This window comes from Diaphorobacter ruginosibacter (genome assembly GCF_040396215.1).
Taxonomy (GTDB): Bacteria; Pseudomonadota; Gammaproteobacteria; order Burkholderiales; family Burkholderiaceae_C; genus Diaphorobacter_A; species Diaphorobacter_A ruginosibacter_A.
This window is the reverse complement of the sequence record NZ_JBEBOW010000001.1, coordinates 1-20,368: the sequence shown is the minus strand read 5'-3', so window position 1 is coordinate 20,368 and position 20,368 is coordinate 1. Positions and strand designations below refer to the sequence as shown.

Genomic DNA, 20,368 nt, shown 5'->3' with positions numbered 1-20,368 from the left:
TCAGATGATGCGCGAGAAGCGCTCGCGCGTGCGGCTTCCCTGCAAATAGCGGTCGAACACCATGGCAACACCGCGCACAAAGTACCAGCCCATGGCCGTCACTTCTATGCCGTCGTCGTGCAGTTCCACCAGCCCCTGATCCTGCATGGCGCGCAGTTGCTCGATTTCCGCCGCGAAATAGCTGTTGAAATCAATCAGCCACGCCTGCTCGACCGATTCGTAAAGAATCTTGCCCTGGCACATGACCGCCATGATGACCGAACGGCGCAGCAGATCATCGCGCGTCAGCGCCAGTCCACGTGCGATGGGGAGCTGCCCCCGGTTGATCGCGTCGTAATAATCGTCCAGCGTCTTGGCGTTCTGGCTGTAGGTGGCCCCGACCTTTCCGATGGAAGACACTCCCAGGCCGATCAGGTCGCAATCCGGCTGGGTGCTGTAGCCCTGGAAGTTCCTGTGCAGCCGCCCCTGGCGCTTGGCAATGGCCAGCGAGTCCTCGGGAAGCGCGAAATGATCCATGCCGACATATACGTAACCGGCTTCCTGGAATACGGCCAGGGAACGCGCCAGCATCGCCACCTTGGACGCCGGCAGGGGAAGCTCGTCGGCGAATATGCGGCGCTGCGGCTTGAACCGCTCGGGCAAATGAGCATACGCATAGAGGGCGATCCGGTCGGGGCGCAATTCGCACACCTGCGACAATGTGCGCTCGAACGACTCGGGCGTTTGACGCGGAAGACCGTAGATCAGATCCACGTTCACGGAATCAAAGCCGATGGAGCGAGCTTCGTTCACCAGCTTGAACACCTGCTCCGCCGGCTGCACCCGGTGCACGGCTTTCTGAACTTCGGGGTCGAAATCCTGCACGCCAAAGCTCAGCCGATTGAAGCCCAGCTGACGCAAAAACATCAAACGATCATTGTTAACAGTGCGGGGATCCACCTCGATCGAGTACTCGCCATCGGGCACAAGGTTGAAGCTGCGGCGGATCATCGACATTAAGTCATCCAACCCCTCATTGGAGAGAAAGGTCGGAGTGCCTCCTCCAATATGCAATTGGCTCACATGCTGATTGACGCCGCAGTGCTCAGTATGCAAATCAATTTCTCGACTTAGATAGCGAAGATAGGCTTCCGCCCTTTCAGGGTGTTTGGTGATAATCTTGTTGCAAGCACAGTAATAACAGAGGGATTCACAAAATGGGACGTGCACATAGAGGGACAGCGGCAACGCCTTGGCATTGGAGCCAATGCGGCGCTGTTGCAGGGCAAGGATATAGTCGTCCGGACCGAAGGCTTCAACGAAACGGTCTGCCGTAGGGTAGGACGTATAGCGCGGCCCCGATACGTCAAATTGACGAATGAGATCTGATGTGACAACAGTCATAGCGAATTCCAAAGGTTCGCCATGACTGTGCCGCAGCTTCCGAGGAATGTCCTTGACGCAGGTCAATCTAATTTTCATGATCACAGGGACAATCCATTCTGTTCTTTATAAATGCCAACGGCAGAGGAAGGCGGGCACCATCCGCATCCGAAAGCCGGTAACTGTTACAAGGCGCCATTGCAAATGACACCGCAAACAATCAAAGTCGCATGCTCCAATTGCAACCTGCGAGAACTTTGTATGCCCCTTGGGCTGTCAGAGGAACAACTGAAACGGCTCGACGAAGTCGTCGCCGTTCGCCGCAAGGTCAAACGGGGTGGAACGCTGTTCCGCAATGGTGAGCCTTTCACATCCCTGTTTGCCATTCGTACCGGATTCTTCAAGACCTGCGTGGCCACCGAGGATGGACGCGACCAGGTGACCGGTTTCCAGATGGCTGGCGAAATCATCGGCCTTGATGGAATCGTGAGCGATCGCCATACCTGTGACGCCGTCGCCCTGGAAGACGCGGAAGTCTGCGTCATGCCTTTCGACAACATCGAAGAGCTGTCACGCGAAGTCAAGGCGCTCCAGCACCATGTGCACAAGATCATGAGCCGCGAAATCGTGCGCGAACATGGTGTCATGTTGTTGCTGGGCAGCATGCGGGCGGAAGAGCGCCTGGCCGCATTCCTCCTGAACCTCGTTCAGCGCCTGCACGCGCGCGGTTTCTCGCAGTCGGAACTCGTTCTGCGCATGACGCGCGAGGAAATCGGCAGCTATCTTGGCCTCAAGCTCGAAACCGTGAGCCGCACATTCTCGAAGTTTGTTGAAGAAGGTATCGTGGAAGTCAAACAGCGGCACGTTCGCATCCTGGACGCCGGAGCACTGCGCAACATCGTCAACAGCCAGCAAGCCTGCCACTGATCACGAAAGTCCATTCACCCTCCCTCCGTGAGCTATCCCTCAAGATAGCTCACGCCCGGTTCAGACCAGGAACTTCGCACAGTCAGCGGGGCGATCCTCGCAGGGCACCGGGCAGCGATTCACCTCGAAGGGTGAAAGCGACAGCAAGGTCGTCAATCCACTGGCGGCCATGATGGCGATCCAGAACGCGAAGAAGGCGATGGTGTAGACGCCTTCTCTCGAAAGATTCAAGGGTTGGTCAAACCATTCCAGCGCCTGGGGATCCACGAATGCGAATACCAGCATTTCCAGAACCGCCGCCATCAGAAAGGCAGGCCAGGCAATCCACATGAGTCGTTGAGCTTTCACCGCTATCTCCATTGATGACTTATATCAATTACGAAATAGACGTTATCACTGGCTTCAAGAACTGTACATAGCGCAACCCCTGCTCGGATATCCAAGGCCGCGCCAGTCACTCGATCATCGAACCCGGCTCCATATTGACCCGCCGCGTTGACGCAAATGCCATGCAGGAGCGCCGCCTCGGAAGGCAGGATCGCCCCTCAGAGACGGAAGCGCTGTTTCCGGAGGAGAGTTGAAGAACAAGCGCCGCCGCTCCCAGCCACAGCCTCCGCCCCACCCAGTATCGATCTCAATGATCTTCAGCCGGGCGCATGGAATCGCTGTGCGTGGCGACGTGGTTCCGCCCCTTGACCGCGGGCATCATGCTGCGCTCGCCGCCTTGCTGGCGCAAGGTCTCGTTGATATGCAAGCCGCGCTGGTAATAGTCTTCCTCCACCACGGGATCCGGCGTGCTGATGGCAATCCATAGCGTCACGAAACCAGCGACCACGACGATGGCGGGGCCGGAAATGATCATCCAGACCAAGCCGAAGCGCCACCATGGCTTGGCCTCTGGAGATGTCTTTTTGATAGCGAGTTGTTCAGCAGTACTTTGCATTTTGAAATCTCCTTTTGTGCATGCCTGGCCGCCCTCCATCATGGGGCAATGCGGCATGCTAGACGGCTGCTTCACCGCGGAACAAGAAAGACGGATTTCTCGGCCACCTTGGCATTGTCCTCTTGCGCCACCACTTCGAACATGACCTTGTGCGAGCCCGGGGCTGCGCTTGCGTAGGGAATCTGCAGGCGCACGAGCACCCATTTGGCTTCGGCCGGTCCCACCTCGATGTGCGGGTCGGTGATGGCGATGATGCCATCGAGCCCCGTCGCTCCGATGCGATAGCTGCGGGATGCCTCGGTGGCATTCATGATCTGCAGGCGATAGACGTTCTCCAGCTTTCCTCCGGCAACGATGCGCGAGAGCGAAGCGCGGTCACGCACCACGTCCACCTTGAGTGGCGTACGCCCTATCAGGCTGAAGATCATGGCCGCGCACAATGCCAGCAACACAAAGCCATAGAGCAGCACGCGCGGCCGGAACACACGCTTGATCATCTGCGACTGGTCGAGTTGCTGGGCGATGCCGTTTTGCGTGCTCAGGCGTATCAGGCCGCGCGGATACTGCATCTTGTCCATGACATTGTTGCAGGCGTCGATGCACAGCCCACAACCGATGCACTCATATTGAAGGCCGTTGCGAATATCGATGCCGGTCGGGCAGACCTGCACGCAGAGGCTGCAGTCAATGCAGTCGCCAAGTCCCTTGGCCTTGTAGTCGATCTTCTTGTTGCGAGGTCCGCGCTGCTCGCCGCGCGCCGGATCGTAGCTGACGATGAGCGTGTCCTTGTCGAACATGGCGCTTTGAAAGCGGGCATAGGGGCACATGTACTTGCAAACCTGCTCGCGCATGTAGCCCGCATTGCCGTAGGTGGCGAAACCATAGAAGACCACCCAGAAAAGCTGCCATGTGCCATGAAAGGCCAGCAGTTCGGCGCCAAGCTCGCGGATGGGCACGAAGTAGCCCACGAACGTGAAGCCCGTCCAGATGGACAGGATGATCCAGAGCGCCTGCTTGGTGGTCTTTTTCCAGATTTTCTCGAATGTCCAGCCACTGCGGTCCAGGCGCATCCGGGCGCTGCGATCACCCTCGACCTTGTGCTCGATCCACATGAACAGCTCGGTATAGACCGTTTGTGGACAGGCGAATCCGCACCACAGGCGTCCGGCCACCGCGGTGAACAGGAACAGCGACAGCGCGGAGATGATCAGCAGACCGGTGAGGTAGATGAAATCCTGCGGATAGAGAACCAGTCCGAAGAGATAGAAACGGCGCGCGCCCAGGTCGAAGAGCACCATCTGGCGCTCGCCCCATTGAAACCAGGGTACGAGATAGAAGAACGCCTGCGTCAGAAACACCAGAAGCCAGCGCCATCGCGCGAACACGCCGCCGATGGAGCGCGTATAGATCTTCTTCTGGGCCTCGTAGAGGGAAATGCTTTCGGCTTGCTCCGGAGCGGGGACTGGAGTGATTGGAATCACCCGATCCGGTGGCTTGCTGCCGTCTTCTGACGCCATGATCTGTATTTTCTTCGAACTAAATGAACCAACTCTGAAAGCAACGATGCCGACCGCCTGCTTGTGCGCAGGCGAGCCGGCCATCAGCTACCGCATCAACGAGAATCCGCAGGCTTGTTGTTGGACAAGCCCCAGACGTAGGCGGTCAGCACCTTGATCTGATCATTGGTGAGCTTGGCGGACTGCGCCGGCATTTCGTTCATCTTTCCCTTGGTGACCATGGCGATGATGGCCTCTTCGCCGTAGCCGTGCAGCCACGTGTCGTCGGTCAGATTGGGAGCGCCCAGCGCCTGGTTGCCCTTGCCGTCCATACCGTGGCAGGCCGCGCAGACAGCGAACTTCTCCTTGCCCAGGGCAGCCTTGACCGAGTCATGCGGGCTGTTGGACAGGCTGAGCACATACTGCGCCACGTTGCGGACGTCTTCTGCGCTGCCCACCGCCGCCGCCACCGGAGCCATCACGCCGATCCGGCCATCATGGATGGTCTTGTAGATCTGATCGGGCGCGCCGCCGTGCAGCCAGTCGCCGTCGGTCAGGTTGGGAAACCCCTTGCTGCCGTGGGCGTCGGAGCCGTGGCACTGAGCGCAATTGTTCATGAAGAGGCGATCACCGATGGCCATCGCGGCCGGGTCCTTGGCAATATCCTCGACAGGCATGCTCTCGAAGCGGGCATACAGCGGCTGGAGCTGCTCATTGGCCTTGACCACTTCGGACTGGTACTCGCCGAGCTGGGTCCATTTCAACTGGCCGGAGTAGGAGCCAAGACCGGGGAAGATGGCCAGATAGCTCAGGCCGAAGACGATGGTGAGGACGAACAGCCACATCCACCAGCGCGGCATGGGGTTGTTCATCTCCGTCAAGTCGCCGTCCCAGACATGGCCGGTCGTGTTGTCGCTCGTTGCCTCCACCTTCTTCCTTGCGGTGAAGATGAGGAGCAACAGGCAGCCGAGGATACCGGCGAGGGTGATACCTGCCACGTAGATCGACCAGAAATTACTGGTGAAGTCACTCATGGGAACTCTCTTTGTGTTCTAGGCAAGGACCTCAGTCCTCAAGAAAGGGAAGTTGTGCTGCTTCGTCGAAGCGGGCTTTGTTGCTGCGGCGATATGCCCACACCCAAATACCCAGGAAGCAGACCAGCGACGCCACCGTGGCGATGCTGCGCATGGTCGAAATGTCCATGTTGACGCTCCTTCTTCTTTCTTACTTCAATGCTCGGCCCATGACCTGCAGGTATGCGATCAGCGCATCCAGCTCGGTCTTGTCCTTGAGTTGCTCGGCCGCGCCCTGGATGTCCTCATCCGTGTAGGGCACGCCCACCTTGCGCAGCGCGCTCATGCGCGGAGCCGCGACGGCTGGATCGACCGCGGTCTTCTCCAGCCACGGATAGGCGGGCATGTTGGACTCGGGCACGACATCGCGCGGGTTGTTCAGGTGAATGCGGTGCCATTCGTCGCTGTACTTTCCGCCCACGCGATGCAGGTCGGGGCCGGTACGCTTGGAGCCCCACTGGAATGGGTGGTCGTAGACGAATTCACCGGCGACCGAGTAGTGGCCGTAACGCAATGTCTCTGCCCGGAACGGACGGATCATCTGCGAGTGGCAGTTGTAGCAACCCTCGCGGAGGTAGACGTCACGGCCAATCAGTTGAACCGCGGTATAGGGCTTGACGCCCTCGACCGCCTCCGTCGTGGACTTCTGGAAGAACAGAGGCACGATTTCCACCAGCCCCCCGATGGCGATCACCACCAGGATCAGGACGATCATCAGGAAATTGTTGGTTTCGATCTTTTCGTGCGAGAAGCCCGACGATGCCTTGGTTTGTGTATCAGACATTCAATTTCTCCACTATCAGGTCAGGCGCGCGCAGTGTTGACTGCCGGAATGCTCACGTTGGTGGAGCGGCCTGAAATAGCCGTCATCCAGACGTTCCAGGCCATGACGATCATGCCGCCCAGATACAGCAGGCCACCCAGCAGACGAATCGCGTAGAACGGATAGGTTGCCTTGACGCTTTCCACGAAGGTGTATGTCAGTGTGCCGTCGGGATTGACTGCGCGCCACATCAGGCCCTGCATCACACCGGCGATCCACATCGCGGCGATGTACAGCACGATGCCGATGGTCGCCATCCAGAAGTGCAGTTCGATGGCCTTGGTGGAGTGCATCTTGTCGCCACGGCCGAACAGGCGCGGCACGAGGTAGTACAGCGAACCCATGGTGATCAGCCCCACCCAGCCGATGGCGCCCGCATGCACGTGGCCGACGGTCCAGTCGGTGTAGTGGCTCAGCGCATTCACGGTCTTGATGGACATCATCGGACCTTCGAAGGTCGACATGCCGTAGAACGACAGGGAAACGATCAGGAAGCGCAGCACCGGGTCTTCGCGCAGCTTGTGCCATGCGCCGGAGAGCGTCATCATGCCGTTGATCATGCCGCCCCAGCTTGGAGCCAGGAGGATCAGCGAGAACACCATGCCGACCGATTGGGTCCAGTCAGGCAGCGCGGTGTAGTGCAGGTGGTGAGGGCCGGCCCACATGTATGTGAAGATCAGCGCCCAGAAGTGCACGATGGAGAGTCGGTAGCTATAGACCGGGCGGCCCGCCTGCTTGGGCACGAAGTAATACATCATGCCCAGAAAGCCCGTGGTCAGGAAAAAGCCCACGGCGTTGTGGCCGTACCACCACTGCACCATGGCGTCCTGCACGCCGGCGTATGCCGAGTAGCTCTTCATCCAGCCCGCCGGAATGGCCGCGCTGTTGACGATGTGCAGCAGCGCCACCGCCAGGATGAAGGCCCCGAAGAACCAGTTGGCCACATAGATGTGCTTGACCTTGCGCATGCCGATGGTTCCAAAGAACACGATGGCATAGGCCACCCACACCAGGGCGATCAGGATGTCGATCGGCCATTCCAGCTCGGCATATTCCTTGCCGGATGTATAGCCGAGCGGCAACGAGATCGCGGCAGCCAGGATCACCAGTTGCCAGCCCCAGAACGTGAAGGCCGCCAGAGGGCCGCCGAACAGACGGGTCTGGCAAGTGCGCTGGACCACGTAGTAGCTGGTGGCGAACAAGCCGCATCCGCCAAACGCGAAAATCACCGCGTTGGTATGCAAGGGCCGTAGGCGCCCATAGCTCAGCCACGGAATGCCGAAATTGAGTTCCGGCCAGGTCAGCTGGGCGGCGATAAAGACGCCCACCAACATGCCCACCACCCCCCAAACGACGGCCATGATAGAAAACTGCCGCACTACAGTATCGTTGTAGTGTGAAACACCTGCTTTTTGCGATTCCATCGGATACCTCTTATATTGCCGTATCAGTTTGAAACACCACTCTCTATAAGGCATTGATAAGCATCAATCATTCTTCAAAATCCGTTCAGCTTCTTGATCTACATTCTCGAACTGTCCGCGATAAACAGCCCACCAAAGTCCGGCAAGCACGAACAGAACAAGCGCAACAGACAGCGGAATGAGTAAATAGAGGATGTCCATCAGACAGGCTCCGTAGTGAGGTTGGCCATCGCGGGGGATGGCAGGGTTTGATGGGACGCACGGACCTGCGCGCTGACACATGCAAGCCCGCCATCGCGCGCCAGCCGGGCTGCGTTCAGGACGACCAGCAACGAACTCGCCGCCATGCCGAGTCCCGCAAGCCAGGCGGGCATGTAGCCGGCAATCGCCAGGGGAACGCACAGCGCGTTGTAGAGCGCCGCCCACAGCAGGTTCTGGCGCACCACCCGCATGGTGCGACGCGCCAGCAGCAGCGTCTGCCATACGAGTTCGAGCTGATCGCCCATGACGACAAAATCGGCGCGCGACTGCGTGAGCGGCACCGAACGCCCGAAGGCAAACGAGACATGCGCCCCTGCCAGCACCGGGCCGTCATTCAGGCCATCGCCCACCATCGCCACATGCCGCCCCTGCGACTGCAGCGTCTTCAGGCGGGCGAGCTTGTCCTGGGGCGAGCAATCACCATGGGCATGCCCGATACGCGTCTGCGTTGCCACGCGCCGCACCACGTCGGAGTTGTCACCCGACAGCAGTTCGACCTGCAGTCCCTCCTTCATGAGCTCATCGACGACGGCACCGGACTCCTCGCGCACGTCCTCACAGAGTTCAAAGCGCAGCCACGCCATGGGCGCGGCCGGGCCTTGAACGGAAAACAGCACCTCCTGCCGGCCGTCGGCATGTGCGGGCAAGGCCGTAAATTGGGGTGACCCCAGCCTGGCGATCCATGTCTGCCCCGGCAGATAGGCGTGGCGCAGCACAGCCTCCATGCCCGAGCCGGAGACTTCGCGCACGGATTCCAGCACCCACCCGGCGTCTTGCCTGGCAGCGGCATCGCCGCCCGCGAATGCAACGACCGCCCTGGATACGGGATGCAGCGAACGCGCAGCCAGTGAGCCCGCCAGCGCCAGCAAGGTGTCGCGGCTCCAGCCCCCGGCTGCGGTGGTTTCGGCGCCATCCTCCAATCCGACGACGGACAACCCGTCGCGCGTGAGCGTGCCGGTCTTGTCGAACACCACGGTATCGACGCGCGCCAGCGACTCCAGCCCCTGAAGATTGCGCACCAGCACGCCGTGGCGCGCCAGCGTTCCCGCCGCCGTCAGCATGGAAACAGGCGTTGCCAGCGAAAGCGCGCAGGGGCAGGTCACGATCAGCACGGCCACTGCCACCATGGCGGCATGACTCGGACTGCTGGGCCACCACCAGAGCGCCGCCGCCAGCGCCGCGAGCATGACAGCAACCAGGAAGGGACGGGCGATCCTGTCGGCCAACTGCGCCAGCCTCGGCTTCTGCAGCGACGCGCTCTCCATCAGCGTAACCACCTGCGCGAAGCGGGTGGCTTCTCCGATCTGCTCCACCCGCATTTCGACCGCCGAGCGCAGGTTGTAGCTGCCCGCGGACACCGCCGCCCCCTCGGGCTTGTCCACCGGGCGGGACTCCCCCGTCAGGAGCGCTTCATCGGCCTGCGTGAAGCCGCGTGTGATCGTTCCATCCGCGGGGAAGGCCTCTCCGGGAAGCACACGCGCCACATCGCCCACGCGCAGGCGGCGGGTGGTGACGCGGACAAACGCCGACGCCGCCTCGTCCCAGCGCTCCACGCTATCGGGCAGGCGATTGGCCACGGCCTCCAGGGCGCCGGCGGTGCGGTCGCGCAGCCGCAATTCAAGCAGCCGCCCCGACAGCAGGAAGAACACGAACATGGTGAGCGAGTCGTAATAGACCTCCCGCCCGAACGGCCCGTCGGGCTCGAACGTGCCCAGCGTGCTGACGACAAAGGCGATCAGCATCCCGAGAGCCACCGGAAGATCCATGCTCACCCGCCGCTCGCGCACGTCCCGAAGCGCGCTGGAGAAGAACGGTCCGCATGCGAAGAACATCACCGGCAGGCAGATCACCCACGAGGCCCAGCGCAGCAATTGCTCCATCTCGGCCGTGAGATCGCCCGGCACGGCCTGGTAGGCAGGCCATGCATACATCATCACCTGCATCATGCAGAACCCCGCGACCAGCCAGCGCCAGAGCGCGCGGCGGCTCTCACGCTGCCGCTGCTCCCGCATCAGGGCATCCATGGCGGGCAGGGCGCGATAGCCCGCCTTGGCCACGGCAGCCATCCATTGCGACGGCAGCACCTGCGCCGGGTCCCACACGACGCGCGCGCGCCGCGTGGCCGCGCTCACATCCACGTCCCGCACGCCCCGAACCTGCTTGAGCGCATCCTCAATGGACAAGGCACAGGCCGCGCAGTGCATTCCGTCGAGTACGATGAAGGACTCCCATGCGGACGAAGCGGGTGCCCCCGTGGCCTGCGCTCCCGTCAGCGGCCGCCCGAACGCGGCCCATTCATCGGGATCATCCAGCAAGGTCGAGCGCGCATCTCCATCGGATCCCGCGCCTGCCGATTCGGCTGCAGACGAAAAATCTTGGACTATCGCCTGATTCCTGGATGTGCTGATTGACATGGAACGAAAGATAAGTCTTCAATCACTATAGCAAGTTGACGTGAATCAAGAGAACGAATCCCGCACGCCACTATGCTTGAAACAAAAATCGGTTACAGAACATTCATTTGCGTATATTCTTTTAATCAGGCTCAAATGGCTACGGGCTGAATTCACTAGAGGAGATTCATATGTACAAGCGTATTCTGGTTGCGACCGACGGCTCCCCCCTTTCCGACAAGGCGGTCGCATCAGGTTTGAGTCTTGCCGCGCTTTGCGGCGCATCGATCGTCGCGCTCAAGGTGGTGCCGCGCTATCCGCGCAGCTACTTTGAAGGCAGCGCGCCGCTCAATCGCGATGAAGTCAAGCAGGTGGAGCAACGCTGGTCCGAATCCGCCCTGAAGGAACTGAACACCGTCAAGCAACAGGGCTCGGATCAAGGCGTTTCCGTGAAATGCGTCGTTGCCAAGTCCGAGTTGATCGCGGAGTCCATCATCGCCACGGCAACCAAGAACAACTGCGACCTGATCGTGATGGCCTCCCATGGCCGCAAGGGGATCAAGCGCGTGCTGCTGGGAAGCGAAACGCAGCACGTGCTCACGCACTCGGAAATCCCGGTGCTGGTTCTGCGCTGATAGATAGCAAAGCCACGTAAAAAAAGCGGCCAGGTTTTCAGCCTGGCCGCTTTTTTCCATCTCGATGCGCAGCGAATCGATTGCGCCCGCGCCCCCGTCAGGCGAACAAGCCCTTGTATTGATCGCGCAGCAGGTTCTTCTGCACCTTGCCCATGGTGTTGCGCGGAAGTTCCGTTGCCACAAAACAACGCTTGGGAATCTTGAAATTCGCCAACTGTGACTTGAGCCCGGCGATGACGGCATCGCCGTCCACCCTTGCTCCGGGTTTGGGAATCACCACCGCCACGCCCACCTCGCCGAAATCGGGATGCGGCACGCCCACCAACGCGCTCTCGGCCACGCCGGGCATTTCGTTGACATAGCCCTCGATCTCCGCCGGATAGACGTTGTAGCCGCCGCTGATGATCAGGTCCTTGCTTCTGCCCACGATGCTGACGTAGCCGCGCTCGTCCACCTCGCCCACGTCGCCCGTCTTGAACCAGCCGTCGGAGCTGAACTCCTCCCGGGTCTTTTCGGGCATGCGCCAATAGCCCTTGAAGACGTTCGGCCCCCTGACCTGGATATTGCCGATTTCGCCGGTCGGCAGTTCCTTGCCCGCATCGTCCACCACGCGCAGGCCGACCTCCGGCAGGGGGAAGCCGACCGTGCCGCCACGGCGCTCGTCCTGGTTGCCGTAGCGTTCGTCGGCCGAATAGGGGTTGGACGTGAGCATGATGGTTTCACTCATTCCATAGCGCTCCAGAATGGTGGAGCCCGTGCGGTCCTGCCACTCCCTGAACGTCTCGATGAGCAGCGGCGCCGAGCCCGCGATGAACAGGCGCATGTTCCTCGCCTGCTCCCTGGTGAGCGACGGTTCGGCCAGCATGCGCACATAAAGCGTCGGCACGCCCATGAACACCGTCGCGCGCGGCATGGCCGCAATCACGGCCTTGGGATCGAACCTGGACATCCAGATCATCTTGCTGCCATTGATCAACGCGCCGTGGATCGCCACGAACAGGCCGTGCACATGGAAGATGGGCAGTGCATGGATCAGCACGTCGCCCTTCTTCCAGCCCCAGTAGTCCTTGAGCATGGCTGCGTTGGACAGCAGATTGCCATGCGACAGCATCGCGCCCTTGCTGCGGCCCGTGGTTCCGCTGGTGTAGAGGATCGCGGCGAGGTCGTCGGCCCGCCTTTGCGCCGCCTTGTGCTCATCACCAAAATGCGCCGCGCGCTCCAGCAGCGAGCCGTCGCGGTCCTCGCCCAGGGTAAAGACGTGCTGCGTGCCGGACGTGAAAGCGATCTTGGATACCCATCCGAAATTCCCGGGCGTGCACACCACCACGGCCGGCTCCGCATTGCCGATGAAGTATTCGATCTCCGCGCTCTGGTATGCGGTATTCAGCGGCAGGAACACGTAGCCCGCGCGCAGTGTGGCCAGGTACAGCAGCATGGCCTCCACCGACTTCTCGACCTGCACAGCCACCCGGCTGCCTTCGGGCAGGTTCAGCGAAGCCAGCATGTTGGCGATGCGCGCGCTTGCGCGGTCGATGTCGCGCCAGGTGTAGTGCAGCGCCTCGCCGCGCGGCGAGGCTGCCTCGATGGCGATATCGTCGAGTTGCTCAGGGAATGCCGCGCGCAGCGCGGAAAACAGGTTTTCGTTGGACATGGTCAAGGTCTCGTTGGATGGGTCGGCACGTGCGCGAGCTTCACTGGCATCGCCCGCCCCGTGCGATTTTCTTTCATGAAGCATTCACGAAATCATGGAGTATGCGTTCCCGGTCTCCATCGAGCACCGGGGGATTACGCCGAACCACGGGTTGCGCGGCGCCCGCCAGCAGCGGATTGGCCGCCACGCGCAAATCACCGCCGCCGGGAGTGCGCACGCTGGCGACCATCCCGCGCGCCGCGATCTGCGGGTGCTCCACCACCTCGGCCACGGAATGATATTCACCCGTCGGCACGCCGTTGTCCGAGAAAATGCGCAGCCAGTGCGCGCGCGGCTGCAGGCGCAGCCTGTCTTCAAGCAACCCCTTGAGTTCGGCCTGGTGCCGGCAGCGATCCGCATTGGTCGCAAAGCGCGGGTCCTGCGCCAGTTCCGGCAACTGCAGCAAGGCGCACAGGCGCTTGAACAAGGCATCGCGGCCCACCGCGATCACGAACCAGCCGTCCTGGGCCGCATAGACATCGAACGGCGCCATCGACGGATGCCGCGACCCGATGGGCCCCGGAACACTGCCCGTGGCGCTCAGGCGCGCGATCGGGTTTTCCAGCAGCGCGACCTGGCAATCCAGCATGGACACGTCCACACGCTCGCCCCTGCCCGTTCGCGCCCGGCGCAGCAGAGCCGATTGCGTGCCGATCACGGCATACAGGCCCGCTCCCAGGTCGCCGATGGACACGCCGACACGGCACGGCCCCGAATCGGCGCTGCCGGTCACGCTCATCATGCCGCTCATCGCCTGCACCACCATGTCGTAGGCGGGCTTCTCGCGGTACGGACCGGTTTGCCCGAAGCCCGAAATGGAGACCATGATGAGCCGGGGAAAACGCGCATGCAGCTCGTCCCAGCCGTAGCCCAGCTTTTCCATGGTGCCCGGGCGGTAGTTCTCCACGAGCACATCGGCCTTCGACAGAAGGCTCTCGAAGATGTCCCGCTCGCCCGGCGCCTTGAGATCCAGCGCGATCGATTCCTTGTTCCGGTTCACCGACAGGAAGTACGCCGACGCGCCATCCACGAACGGCCCGATGGCGCGCGAATCATCCCCCGCCCCAGGCTGCTCCACCTTGATGACGCGCGCGCCCAGGTCGCCCAGGGTCTGCGTGCACATCGGCCCGGCCAGCACACGCGTGAGATCGACCACCGTCACGCCCGACAGCGGAAGCTCGCCGTTCATTGCCTGCTCCTTCACTTGTCCGCACCTGCGGCCGCACCCGAACGCTCGGTGATGGCCTTGTACTGCCTGCCGTCCTCTACCGCCCAACTGGAAAATTCCGCAGGCGACGCGATCGGCCACGCCACGTTACCCTGCTTCTCCAGCCTGGCCTTCACTTCGGGGTCGTTGAGCACCTGGGCGCTGGCCTCAAACAGCTTCTTCGTGACGTCCGCGGGCAAGTTGGCCGGCCCATACAGCCCGAACCAGATGCTGAAGTCGTAGTCATCGATACCCGATTCCTTCATGCTCGGCAGATCGGGAAAGAGCGGCGAGCGCTCGGCCGTCGTCACCGCAACCAGGCGCAGCTTGCCGCCCTGCGCCATCGGCAGCACCGACGGAGGCGTGCCGAACGTCATATCCACATCCCCCGCCCCGACCGCCTGGATCGAGGGCGCGCCCCCCTTGAACGGCACGTGCAACATATTCACGCCCGCGGCATGCGCGAACGAAGCGCCCGCCAGATGCGTCACCACGCCGGTGCCGGAGGACGAGTAGGTCAGCCTGCCCGGCTCCTTGCGCGCCAGCTCGATCAGGCCCTTGACGCTCTTTTCAGGAAAATCCTTCTTCACCGCAAGCAGCATGGGCGACTTGGCCCAACGCGCCACCGGAGTGAAGCTCTTGACCCCGTCGTAGCGGGCGCTCTTGTAGAGCAGCTGATCGGAACCATAAAGATTGGCGCTGCCCAGCAGCAGCGTGTAGCCGTCGGCGGCCGCGCGAGCCACCATGTCCGACGCGATCGTCGTGCCGGCGCCAGGCCGGTTGTCCACGACGATGGATTGGTTGAGCACACGCCCCAGCTTCTCGCTGACGATGCGCGCCACCGCATCCGCGCCGCCGCCGGGTGGAAAACCGACGATCAGGGTGATCGCCCGGTTCGGGTAATTCTGGGCCAGCGCGGCGGTGCAGGCCAAGGCGGCAACGCCTGCCAGCAAGGCTTTCTTCAACTTCATGGTTTGTCTCCGGTTTTCAGAATGGTTTTTTTGTGGATGAAAGTTCAGCGCCCCTTGAAGACGGGCTTGCGCTTTTCGCGCCAGGCTGCGCCGCCCTCCTTCAGGTCGTCCGAATGCACGGTCTGGAAAACGTCGCGCGCGATGGCCTCGCCGTCGTGAAGCCCACGGGCGATCAGGTTCAGGTGCTTTTTCATGCCGAACAGGGGTAGCGGGGCCATCGCGCCGAGGGTGTCCGTCAGCGCACTCACCGCCCCCGGCAGCGCCTGCGGCTCCACTAGGTGCGTGAGGAATCCGCAGGACTTCATCTCGGCGCTGTCCAGGCGCTCGCACGTCAGGAAAAGCCGCTTGGCGGTATCCAGCCCCAGGCGGGACACATAGCGTTCCAGGCCCGCCTGATAGAAATGCAGCCCCAGGCGCGCGGCCGGCATGAACATCTCGGCGGGCGTCGCGCCAATGCGAAAGTCGCAGGCCAGGGCCAGATCCGTCGCGCCGCCGTACACGCCGCCGTGGATCACGGCGATCGTCACCGCCCGACACTGCTCGATGGCATCGACCATCTCGCCAAAACTGCTGCCTTGCGTCTGACTGTTCTTTACCTCTGATATATCATATCCACTGCAAAAGTATTTGCCTTCGCTGCGAATCACCAGAACACGGACATCATCCATCTGGTTGACTGCCTGCACATGCGCGATGAGCACAGGAAGATCCTCTGGAGCCAGGCGATTGGCCACCTCCGGGCGTCTCAGGCTGATGGTGGCGACATGATTCTGCACTTGCAATTCGGGAGTCATGTGTATCATTAATTAAATTAGATATATCAATTATAGAAAATGAGCCAGCATACTGCACATACAGAGAAATCCCTAGGTCTGCCCAGCATGCAGGACCGGATCCGCCTGGCTCTGGAGCAGGACCTCAGGAGCGGCGCTCTGCAACCCGGTTCATCCATCGACGAGCATGCATTGTGCGAGCGCTTCCAGGCATCGCGCACGCCCGTGCGGGAAGCGCTCCTGCTGCTGTCGGCCAAGGGCATGATCAGTATTCTTCCACGCGCCGGCATCTATGTCCGGCAACTGGATACGCGCGAACTCATTGCAATGATGGAGGGTCTGGCCGAACTCGAAGGCGTGGTCGCACGCCTGGCCGCCCACCGCATCAACGGCGAGCAGAAGGGCCTGCTGCTCGCCGCTTTGCAGCAGACCGGACGGCATGCCGCCAACGCCGACTCCGTGGAGTATGAAAAGGCGAATGCCGGTTTGCATGATTTGATATATCAATCCAGCGGAAATGCCTATATCGTAGAACAGACCCGCGAAGCCCGCCTGCGCGTGGCGCCCTATCGGGGCAAGATGTTCGAAAAGCCCGAGCGCCTGCTGAAATCACAGGCTGAACACGAAGCCGTCGTCCAGGCCATTCTGGATGGCGACAGCGAACGCGCGGCCGAAGCCATGCGCAACCATATTTCAGCAGGGGGAAGAGCGCTGGCAGACATGGTGCTGACAGCGCCCGCGCCGCAAATCATTCAGCCGCGCAGAAAAAAGCGCAAGGCGCCAGGGCGGTAGCACAAGGCTGCATCGTTGAATCCAGCCGGAAGTATTCAGCGATGCCCGCTCCGGCCTCCTCGGCGGATCTCACTCCAGCTTCGCCCCCGAGAGCTTCACCACCTCGGCCCAGCGGCTGACCTCGCCGCTCACCATTTTTGCGAAATCCGGCGGTGAAAGCCTGCCGAATTCCGCGCCATTGCTGGCCCAGACGGCCCTGATCTCCTCGGACTGCTCCAGCTTGCTGAACTCATCGGCGATGCGCGCGGCCAGCTCCGGGGATATGCCCTTGGGAGCCCACAGCCCATACCATGTGGAAACGGTGTAGTCGGGCAACCCCACCTCGGCGGCGCAAGGCACGTCCGGCAGCGCCGGATTGCGCCTGGCGCCCGAAACCATCATCGGCTTGATACGCCCGGCCTTGATGTGCGCGGCGGACGAGCCCAGCCCGTCGAACATCATGTCCACGTTGCCCGCGATCAGATCCTGCAGCGCCGGCCCAGCGCCCCGGTAGGGAATATGCGTGATGAAGGTGTTGGTCTGGATCTTGAACAGCTCGCCCGCCAGATGATGCGAGGTGCCGGAGCCCGCGGACGCGTAGTTGTAGCTGCCGGGCCTGGCCTTCACCATATCGAGGAACTGCCTGAAGTCCCTGGCGCCCACCTTGCGCGGATTGACCACCACCACCTGCGGAACGTTCGCCAGCAATGCGAGCGGCACGAAATCCTTCTCGATGTCATAGTCCAGCTTGGGATACATCGACGGGGCAATCGCATGGTGCACCGCGCCCATGAACAGGAAATGGCCGTCGTGCGGCTGCTTCGCGGCAATGCTCGCTCCCACGGTGCCGCCCGCGCCGCCACGGTTATCGATCACCAGCGTCTTGCCTGTCGCCTTGGAAAACTGCGCCGCCAGCGGGCGGGCGAATGCATCGGTTCCGCCGCCAGCCGGAAAAGGCACGATCACCGTCACCGGCTTGCCGGGCCAGGCGGCCACGCCGGCATCCGCCGCGAAACCGCGGCTCGCGCCCGCCCACATCAATCCCGCCGCACCCGCGGCGCGCAATACATCGCGCCGCTGCACGGCCATCTTGTTCATCGTCATGCATGTCTCCTGAGTATTTTTTGAGGACGAATAAAGGAATCGAGGACTTCAATACATCACATCTGGATCAACCTCCTTTGGATATCCACGGGGCCGTGCTCCACCGGCCTGACCGCCGGTGGCTCATCGCTTTCGCCGTTGGCATGCAGGCCGCGCCCGCGCCAGCCGGCAGGCCAGTCAATCAATTAATCAACTATTTGGCCTCAGTCGCGGCACAGCGCATCGATATCGCTCGATGCCGGTATGCGTCCGTCGCCCAGCATCGCGCGATGCTTGTCGATCCGCTTGAGGTCATACAGGTAGTTCACCATCATTCCGAAAGACTGCTTGAGACCCTTGGACGACGGATCGCCCGCCCAGTTCAGGCGCTCCACCCGCGCCCCATTACCCAGGTGAAAGCGCGCCACCGGGTCCACGGGCTTGTCATCCACCATCTCGCGCGCCAGATAGCGCGCGGCGCATTCCATGATGAACTGGCGCACGGGCGACTTGGCGTCCTCGGGCTCCCGCGCCAGGGACTCGGCCGTAGCCATCACCTGGGCAGCCTGCGGCGGCTCGGCGCCCACGGCCCGGCCCAGTTCGGCCAGGCGCTTTTCGTCCAGCAGTTCCAACTGCCGCGCGCAATGCTTGCCGAGCCACGAGCGGAATCCCGGAATCGGCGACAGCGTTGCAAACCGCTTGAGGCGGGGGAACTCTTCGTTCAGCGTCTCCACCACATGCTTGATCAGCGAGTCGCCGAAGCTCACGCCGCGCAGCCCTGTCTGCGTGTTGCTGATGGAGTAGAAGATCGCCGTGGTCGCCTTGCTCAGATCGGACGGCGCGGCGGACTCGTCGAGCAGCGGCGTGATCGACGCGGATATCTCGGTGACCAGCGCCACCTCCACGAAGATCAGCGGCTCGCCGGGCAGGCTCGGATGGAAAAAGCCGTAGCAGCGGCGGTCACTGTCGAGGCGGTTCTTCAGATCCGCCCAACTGCGGATGTCATGCACCGCCTCGTACTTGATGAGCTTCTCGATCAGCGACGCGGGCGAATCCCATGACAGGCGGCGAAGATCGAGAAACGCCACATCGAACCAGGTGGCGAAAAGCTGCTCGAGCTCCGCCTCCAGCGGCATCAGGCGCTTGTCGGTCTTCAAGTGCGGCAAGAATTCCGCGCGCAGATCCACCAGAAAGCGCATACCCTGCGCGAATGCGGCGAAGCGTTGCAGCAGGCGGGTGCGCGGCGAGGTCAGCACCCGGCGCAGCGCCGCCTCCGCCTGGGGCGCATCCGGAGTGCCCATGGCGGCCTCGTATTTCTGCTGCGCATTCTTCACGCGGGCGGCATCGGGAGTGAACTGCTCGCACATGAGCAGCCACAGATCATGGCGCTCCGCCTCGGACGCCCCGGCATACCACTGGGCGATGGCCGCGGCGCGGCGGCCACCCTCCACCTCGCTCACACGCGGCGCGATGACCTGCTGGAGATCGGTCAGCAAACGCCTGAGCACACGCGGCGAGAGGGCCTCGCCATTGCGGCGCAGCGTGGCTTCGAGCCGCTCATGCGTGGAACGCGGCGCGGCGTCCCTGGCGGCACCATCGCTGCCCACGGCCGCGTCGGCGCTCCTGGAGTCGCCCCCCATCAGGCGGGCAACGTTGCGGGTCAACCAGGTGGTGGCGGTATTCATGGTGCAATCCGGGAAGAATGAAGAAACTCGAGTTCGCGCAGCGCCTCGCGCTGCGCGAAAAGATGATGGCGCATGGCCTGCTCCGCCGCCTGCGCATCACGCGATTTCAGCGCGGCAAAAACAGCCAGATGCTCGGCCAGGCTTTGCTGGAGTCGCCCCGGCGCATGCAGTTGCTGCAGCCGGGCAAGCCTCAGTATCTTGCGCAGATCGCCAATGCTCTGAGCGAGCCAGCGGTTGTCCGCCAGCGTGATGAAGGCCTCGTGTATGGTCAGGTTCACCGCGTAGTACTCGTTGATGTCGCCGGCCCCCGCATGGTGCGCCAGGCGCTCGTGCAGCAATTCCAGCGCCTGGATATCGGCCGGCCGCGCCTTGAGCGTCGCCTCGAAGGCAGCCCGGCCCTCGAGCAGTTCAATGATGGGAAAGATGTCGTCCACGTCGCGCTCGGTGATCTGCGCCACGAAGCAGCCGCGCCGCGGTTCGTGCCGTGCCAGCCCTTCGGCCACCAGCACCTTCAATGCCTCGCGCAGGGGCGTACGCGAAATCGCAAGCCGCTCGCACAGCTTCAACTCATCCAGGAAACTGCCCGGCGCAAACGTTCCGTCAAAGATCAACTCCCGCAGTCTTTGCGCGACCTGATCGTGCATGGAGTTGACAATGGCCCGCATGGCAGTTCCAGAGATTGATGGACGGACACCCTATCGAATCGGGACAAATCCAGCCGCATCCTGCCGCCAATGGACGCCATCAGCCACCAAAGATCAGCCATCTGCAGCAAGATTCGTAATTTCTCATAATTATGAGCGAATAAAACGATAAATTCGTCCGGGGTTACTACCAAGTGCAACAGATTC

20 protein-coding genes are annotated in these 20,368 nt (G+C 61.9%); 3 read left to right on the top strand and 17 right to left on the bottom strand.

What is annotated here, in order from left to right; translation table 11 throughout:
* Nucleotides 1-1,383 carry an oxygen-independent coproporphyrinogen III oxidase gene (hemN, locus tag ABWP92_RS00100; protein ID WP_353233296.1) on the bottom strand — a complete coding sequence of 461 codons (1,383 nt, stop codon included), beginning with the start codon at nt 1,381-1,383 and terminating at the stop codon, nt 1-3.
* A gap of 183 nt (nt 1,384-1,566) precedes the next feature.
* On the opposite strand from hemN, the gene fnr reads away from it, so the two are divergent.
* Nucleotides 1,567-2,289, top strand: coding sequence for a fumarate/nitrate reduction transcriptional regulator Fnr (gene fnr, locus ABWP92_RS00095; RefSeq protein WP_353233372.1), 723 nt, complete (start codon nt 1,567-1,569; stop codon nt 2,287-2,289).
* A gap of 60 nt (nt 2,290-2,349) precedes the next feature.
* Here fnr and ABWP92_RS00090 read toward each other — a convergent pair whose 3' ends face one another.
* From ABWP92_RS00090 to ABWP92_RS00050, 9 genes are all read right to left on the bottom strand, one after another.
* Nucleotides 2,350-2,637 carry a hypothetical protein gene (locus ABWP92_RS00090; RefSeq protein WP_353233295.1) on the bottom strand — a complete coding sequence of 96 codons (288 nt, stop codon included), beginning with the start codon at nt 2,635-2,637 and terminating at the stop codon, nt 2,350-2,352.
* Nucleotides 2,638-2,923: 286 nt separating this feature from the next.
* A complete protein-coding gene (locus ABWP92_RS00085; RefSeq protein ID WP_353233371.1) occupies nt 2,924-3,232 on the bottom strand; it encodes a FixH family protein in 309 nt (102 codons plus the stop codon).
* A gap of 71 nt (nt 3,233-3,303) precedes the next feature.
* Nucleotides 3,304-4,749 carry a cytochrome c oxidase accessory protein CcoG gene (gene ccoG / locus ABWP92_RS00080; protein ID WP_353233294.1) on the bottom strand — a complete coding sequence of 482 codons (1,446 nt, stop codon included), beginning with the start codon at nt 4,747-4,749 and terminating at the stop codon, nt 3,304-3,306.
* A 95-nt stretch (nt 4,750-4,844) separates the two neighbouring features.
* Complete coding sequence (ccoP, locus tag ABWP92_RS00075; protein WP_353233293.1) at nt 4,845-5,762, bottom strand: cytochrome-c oxidase, cbb3-type subunit III; 918 nt, start codon at nt 5,760-5,762, stop codon at nt 4,845-4,847.
* Between the two features lie 31 nt (nt 5,763-5,793).
* On the bottom strand, nt 5,794-5,931 hold the full coding sequence (locus ABWP92_RS00070) for a cbb3-type cytochrome oxidase subunit 3 (protein ID WP_353233292.1): 138 nt from the start codon (nt 5,929-5,931) through the stop codon (nt 5,794-5,796).
* Between the two features lie 21 nt (nt 5,932-5,952).
* Entirely contained in the window at nt 5,953-6,585 is a 633-nt protein-coding gene (gene ccoO / locus ABWP92_RS00065; protein ID WP_353233291.1) for a cytochrome-c oxidase, cbb3-type subunit II, read from the bottom strand.
* 20 nt (nt 6,586-6,605) lie between these two features.
* Entirely contained in the window at nt 6,606-8,048 is a 1,443-nt protein-coding gene (ccoN, locus tag ABWP92_RS00060) for a cytochrome-c oxidase, cbb3-type subunit I (protein WP_353233290.1), read from the bottom strand.
* A gap of 63 nt (nt 8,049-8,111) precedes the next feature.
* The gene (gene ccoS, locus ABWP92_RS00055) at nt 8,112-8,249 is read right to left on the bottom strand and encodes a cbb3-type cytochrome oxidase assembly protein CcoS (protein ID WP_353233289.1); all 138 of its coding nucleotides are present in this window, start codon (nt 8,247-8,249) and stop codon (nt 8,112-8,114) included.
* A complete protein-coding gene (locus ABWP92_RS00050; RefSeq protein WP_353233288.1) occupies nt 8,249-10,723 on the bottom strand; it encodes a heavy metal translocating P-type ATPase in 2,475 nt (824 codons plus the stop codon). The genes ccoS and ABWP92_RS00050 overlap by 1 nt, the downstream gene beginning before the upstream one ends.
* 170 nt (nt 10,724-10,893) lie before the next feature.
* On the opposite strand from ABWP92_RS00050, the gene ABWP92_RS00045 reads away from it, so the two are divergent.
* Nucleotides 10,894-11,337, top strand: coding sequence for a universal stress protein (locus ABWP92_RS00045; protein WP_353233287.1), 444 nt, complete (start codon nt 10,894-10,896; stop codon nt 11,335-11,337).
* Between the two features lie 97 nt (nt 11,338-11,434).
* On the opposite strand, the gene ABWP92_RS00040 is transcribed toward ABWP92_RS00045, so the two are convergent.
* The 4 genes from ABWP92_RS00040 to ABWP92_RS00025 all read right to left on the bottom strand — a co-directional run bounded on the left by ABWP92_RS00040 (nt 11,435) and on the right by ABWP92_RS00025 (nt 15,999).
* Complete coding sequence (locus ABWP92_RS00040; protein WP_353233286.1) at nt 11,435-12,988, bottom strand: malonate--CoA ligase; 1,554 nt, start codon at nt 12,986-12,988, stop codon at nt 11,435-11,437.
* Nucleotides 12,989-13,061: 73 nt separating this feature from the next.
* Nucleotides 13,062-14,216 carry a CaiB/BaiF CoA transferase family protein gene (locus ABWP92_RS00035; RefSeq protein WP_353233285.1) on the bottom strand — a complete coding sequence of 385 codons (1,155 nt, stop codon included), beginning with the start codon at nt 14,214-14,216 and terminating at the stop codon, nt 13,062-13,064.
* Nucleotides 14,217-14,227: 11 nt separating this feature from the next.
* Nucleotides 14,228-15,205, bottom strand: a complete 978-nt coding sequence (locus ABWP92_RS00030) for a Bug family tripartite tricarboxylate transporter substrate binding protein (protein WP_353233284.1) — start codon at nt 15,203-15,205, stop codon at nt 14,228-14,230.
* Between the two features lie 44 nt (nt 15,206-15,249).
* Nucleotides 15,250-15,999, bottom strand: a complete 750-nt coding sequence (locus tag ABWP92_RS00025) for an enoyl-CoA hydratase/isomerase family protein (protein ID WP_353233283.1) — start codon at nt 15,997-15,999, stop codon at nt 15,250-15,252.
* An 87-nt stretch (nt 16,000-16,086) separates the two neighbouring features.
* On the opposite strand from ABWP92_RS00025, the gene ABWP92_RS00020 reads away from it, so the two are divergent.
* Complete coding sequence (locus ABWP92_RS00020; protein WP_353233370.1) at nt 16,087-16,770, top strand: GntR family transcriptional regulator; 684 nt, start codon at nt 16,087-16,089, stop codon at nt 16,768-16,770.
* Between the two features lie 69 nt (nt 16,771-16,839).
* On the opposite strand, the gene ABWP92_RS00015 is transcribed toward ABWP92_RS00020, so the two are convergent.
* From ABWP92_RS00015 to ABWP92_RS00005, 3 genes are all read right to left on the bottom strand, one after another.
* The gene (locus ABWP92_RS00015; RefSeq protein WP_353233369.1) at nt 16,840-17,847 is read right to left on the bottom strand and encodes a Bug family tripartite tricarboxylate transporter substrate binding protein; all 1,008 of its coding nucleotides are present in this window, start codon (nt 17,845-17,847) and stop codon (nt 16,840-16,842) included.
* Between the two features lie 209 nt (nt 17,848-18,056).
* The gene (locus ABWP92_RS00010) at nt 18,057-19,517 is read right to left on the bottom strand and encodes a malonyl-CoA decarboxylase (RefSeq protein ID WP_353233282.1); all 1,461 of its coding nucleotides are present in this window, start codon (nt 19,515-19,517) and stop codon (nt 18,057-18,059) included.
* Nucleotides 19,514-20,182, bottom strand: a complete 669-nt coding sequence (locus ABWP92_RS00005) for a GntR family transcriptional regulator (protein WP_353233281.1) — start codon at nt 20,180-20,182, stop codon at nt 19,514-19,516. Before ABWP92_RS00005 ends, ABWP92_RS00010 begins: the two co-directional genes overlap by 4 nt.
* Nucleotides 20,183-20,368: the final 186 nt, after the last annotated feature.

Bases quoted from the DNA above. Each gene is read 5' to 3' on its own strand.
- hemN (WP_353233296.1), bottom strand. From the start codon at position 1,383: ATGACTGTTGTCACATCAGATCTCATTCGTCAATTTGACGTATCGGGG.
- fnr (WP_353233372.1), top strand. From the start codon at position 1,567: ATGACACCGCAAACAATCAAAGTCGCATGCTCCAATTGCAACCTGCGA.
- ABWP92_RS00085 (WP_353233371.1), bottom strand. From the start codon at position 3,232: ATGCAAAGTACTGCTGAACAACTCGCTATCAAAAAGACATCTCCAGAG.
- ccoG (WP_353233294.1), bottom strand. From the start codon at position 4,749: ATGGCGTCAGAAGACGGCAGCAAGCCACCGGATCGGGTGATTCCAATC.
- ccoP (WP_353233293.1), bottom strand. From the start codon at position 5,762: ATGAGTGACTTCACCAGTAATTTCTGGTCGATCTACGTGGCAGGTATC.
- ABWP92_RS00070 (WP_353233292.1), bottom strand. From the start codon at position 5,931: ATGGACATTTCGACCATGCGCAGCATCGCCACGGTGGCGTCGCTGGTC.
- ccoO (WP_353233291.1), bottom strand. From the start codon at position 6,585: ATGTCTGATACACAAACCAAGGCATCGTCGGGCTTCTCGCACGAAAAG.
- ccoN (WP_353233290.1), bottom strand. From the start codon at position 8,048: ATGGAATCGCAAAAAGCAGGTGTTTCACACTACAACGATACTGTAGTG.
- ccoS (WP_353233289.1), bottom strand. From the start codon at position 8,249: ATGGACATCCTCTATTTACTCATTCCGCTGTCTGTTGCGCTTGTTCTG.
- ABWP92_RS00050 (WP_353233288.1), bottom strand. From the start codon at position 10,723: ATGTCAATCAGCACATCCAGGAATCAGGCGATAGTCCAAGATTTTTCG.
- ABWP92_RS00045 (WP_353233287.1), top strand. From the start codon at position 10,894: ATGTACAAGCGTATTCTGGTTGCGACCGACGGCTCCCCCCTTTCCGAC.
- ABWP92_RS00040 (WP_353233286.1), bottom strand. From the start codon at position 12,988: ATGTCCAACGAAAACCTGTTTTCCGCGCTGCGCGCGGCATTCCCTGAG.
- ABWP92_RS00035 (WP_353233285.1), bottom strand. From the start codon at position 14,216: ATGAACGGCGAGCTTCCGCTGTCGGGCGTGACGGTGGTCGATCTCACG.
- ABWP92_RS00030 (WP_353233284.1), bottom strand. From the start codon at position 15,205: ATGAAGTTGAAGAAAGCCTTGCTGGCAGGCGTTGCCGCCTTGGCCTGC.
- ABWP92_RS00025 (WP_353233283.1), bottom strand. From the start codon at position 15,999: ATGACTCCCGAATTGCAAGTGCAGAATCATGTCGCCACCATCAGCCTG.
- ABWP92_RS00020 (WP_353233370.1), top strand. From the start codon at position 16,087: ATGCAGGACCGGATCCGCCTGGCTCTGGAGCAGGACCTCAGGAGCGGC.
- ABWP92_RS00015 (WP_353233369.1), bottom strand. From the start codon at position 17,847: ATGAACAAGATGGCCGTGCAGCGGCGCGATGTATTGCGCGCCGCGGGT.
- ABWP92_RS00010 (WP_353233282.1), bottom strand. From the start codon at position 19,517: ATGAATACCGCCACCACCTGGTTGACCCGCAACGTTGCCCGCCTGATG.
- ABWP92_RS00005 (WP_353233281.1), bottom strand. From the start codon at position 20,182: ATGCGGGCCATTGTCAACTCCATGCACGATCAGGTCGCGCAAAGACTG.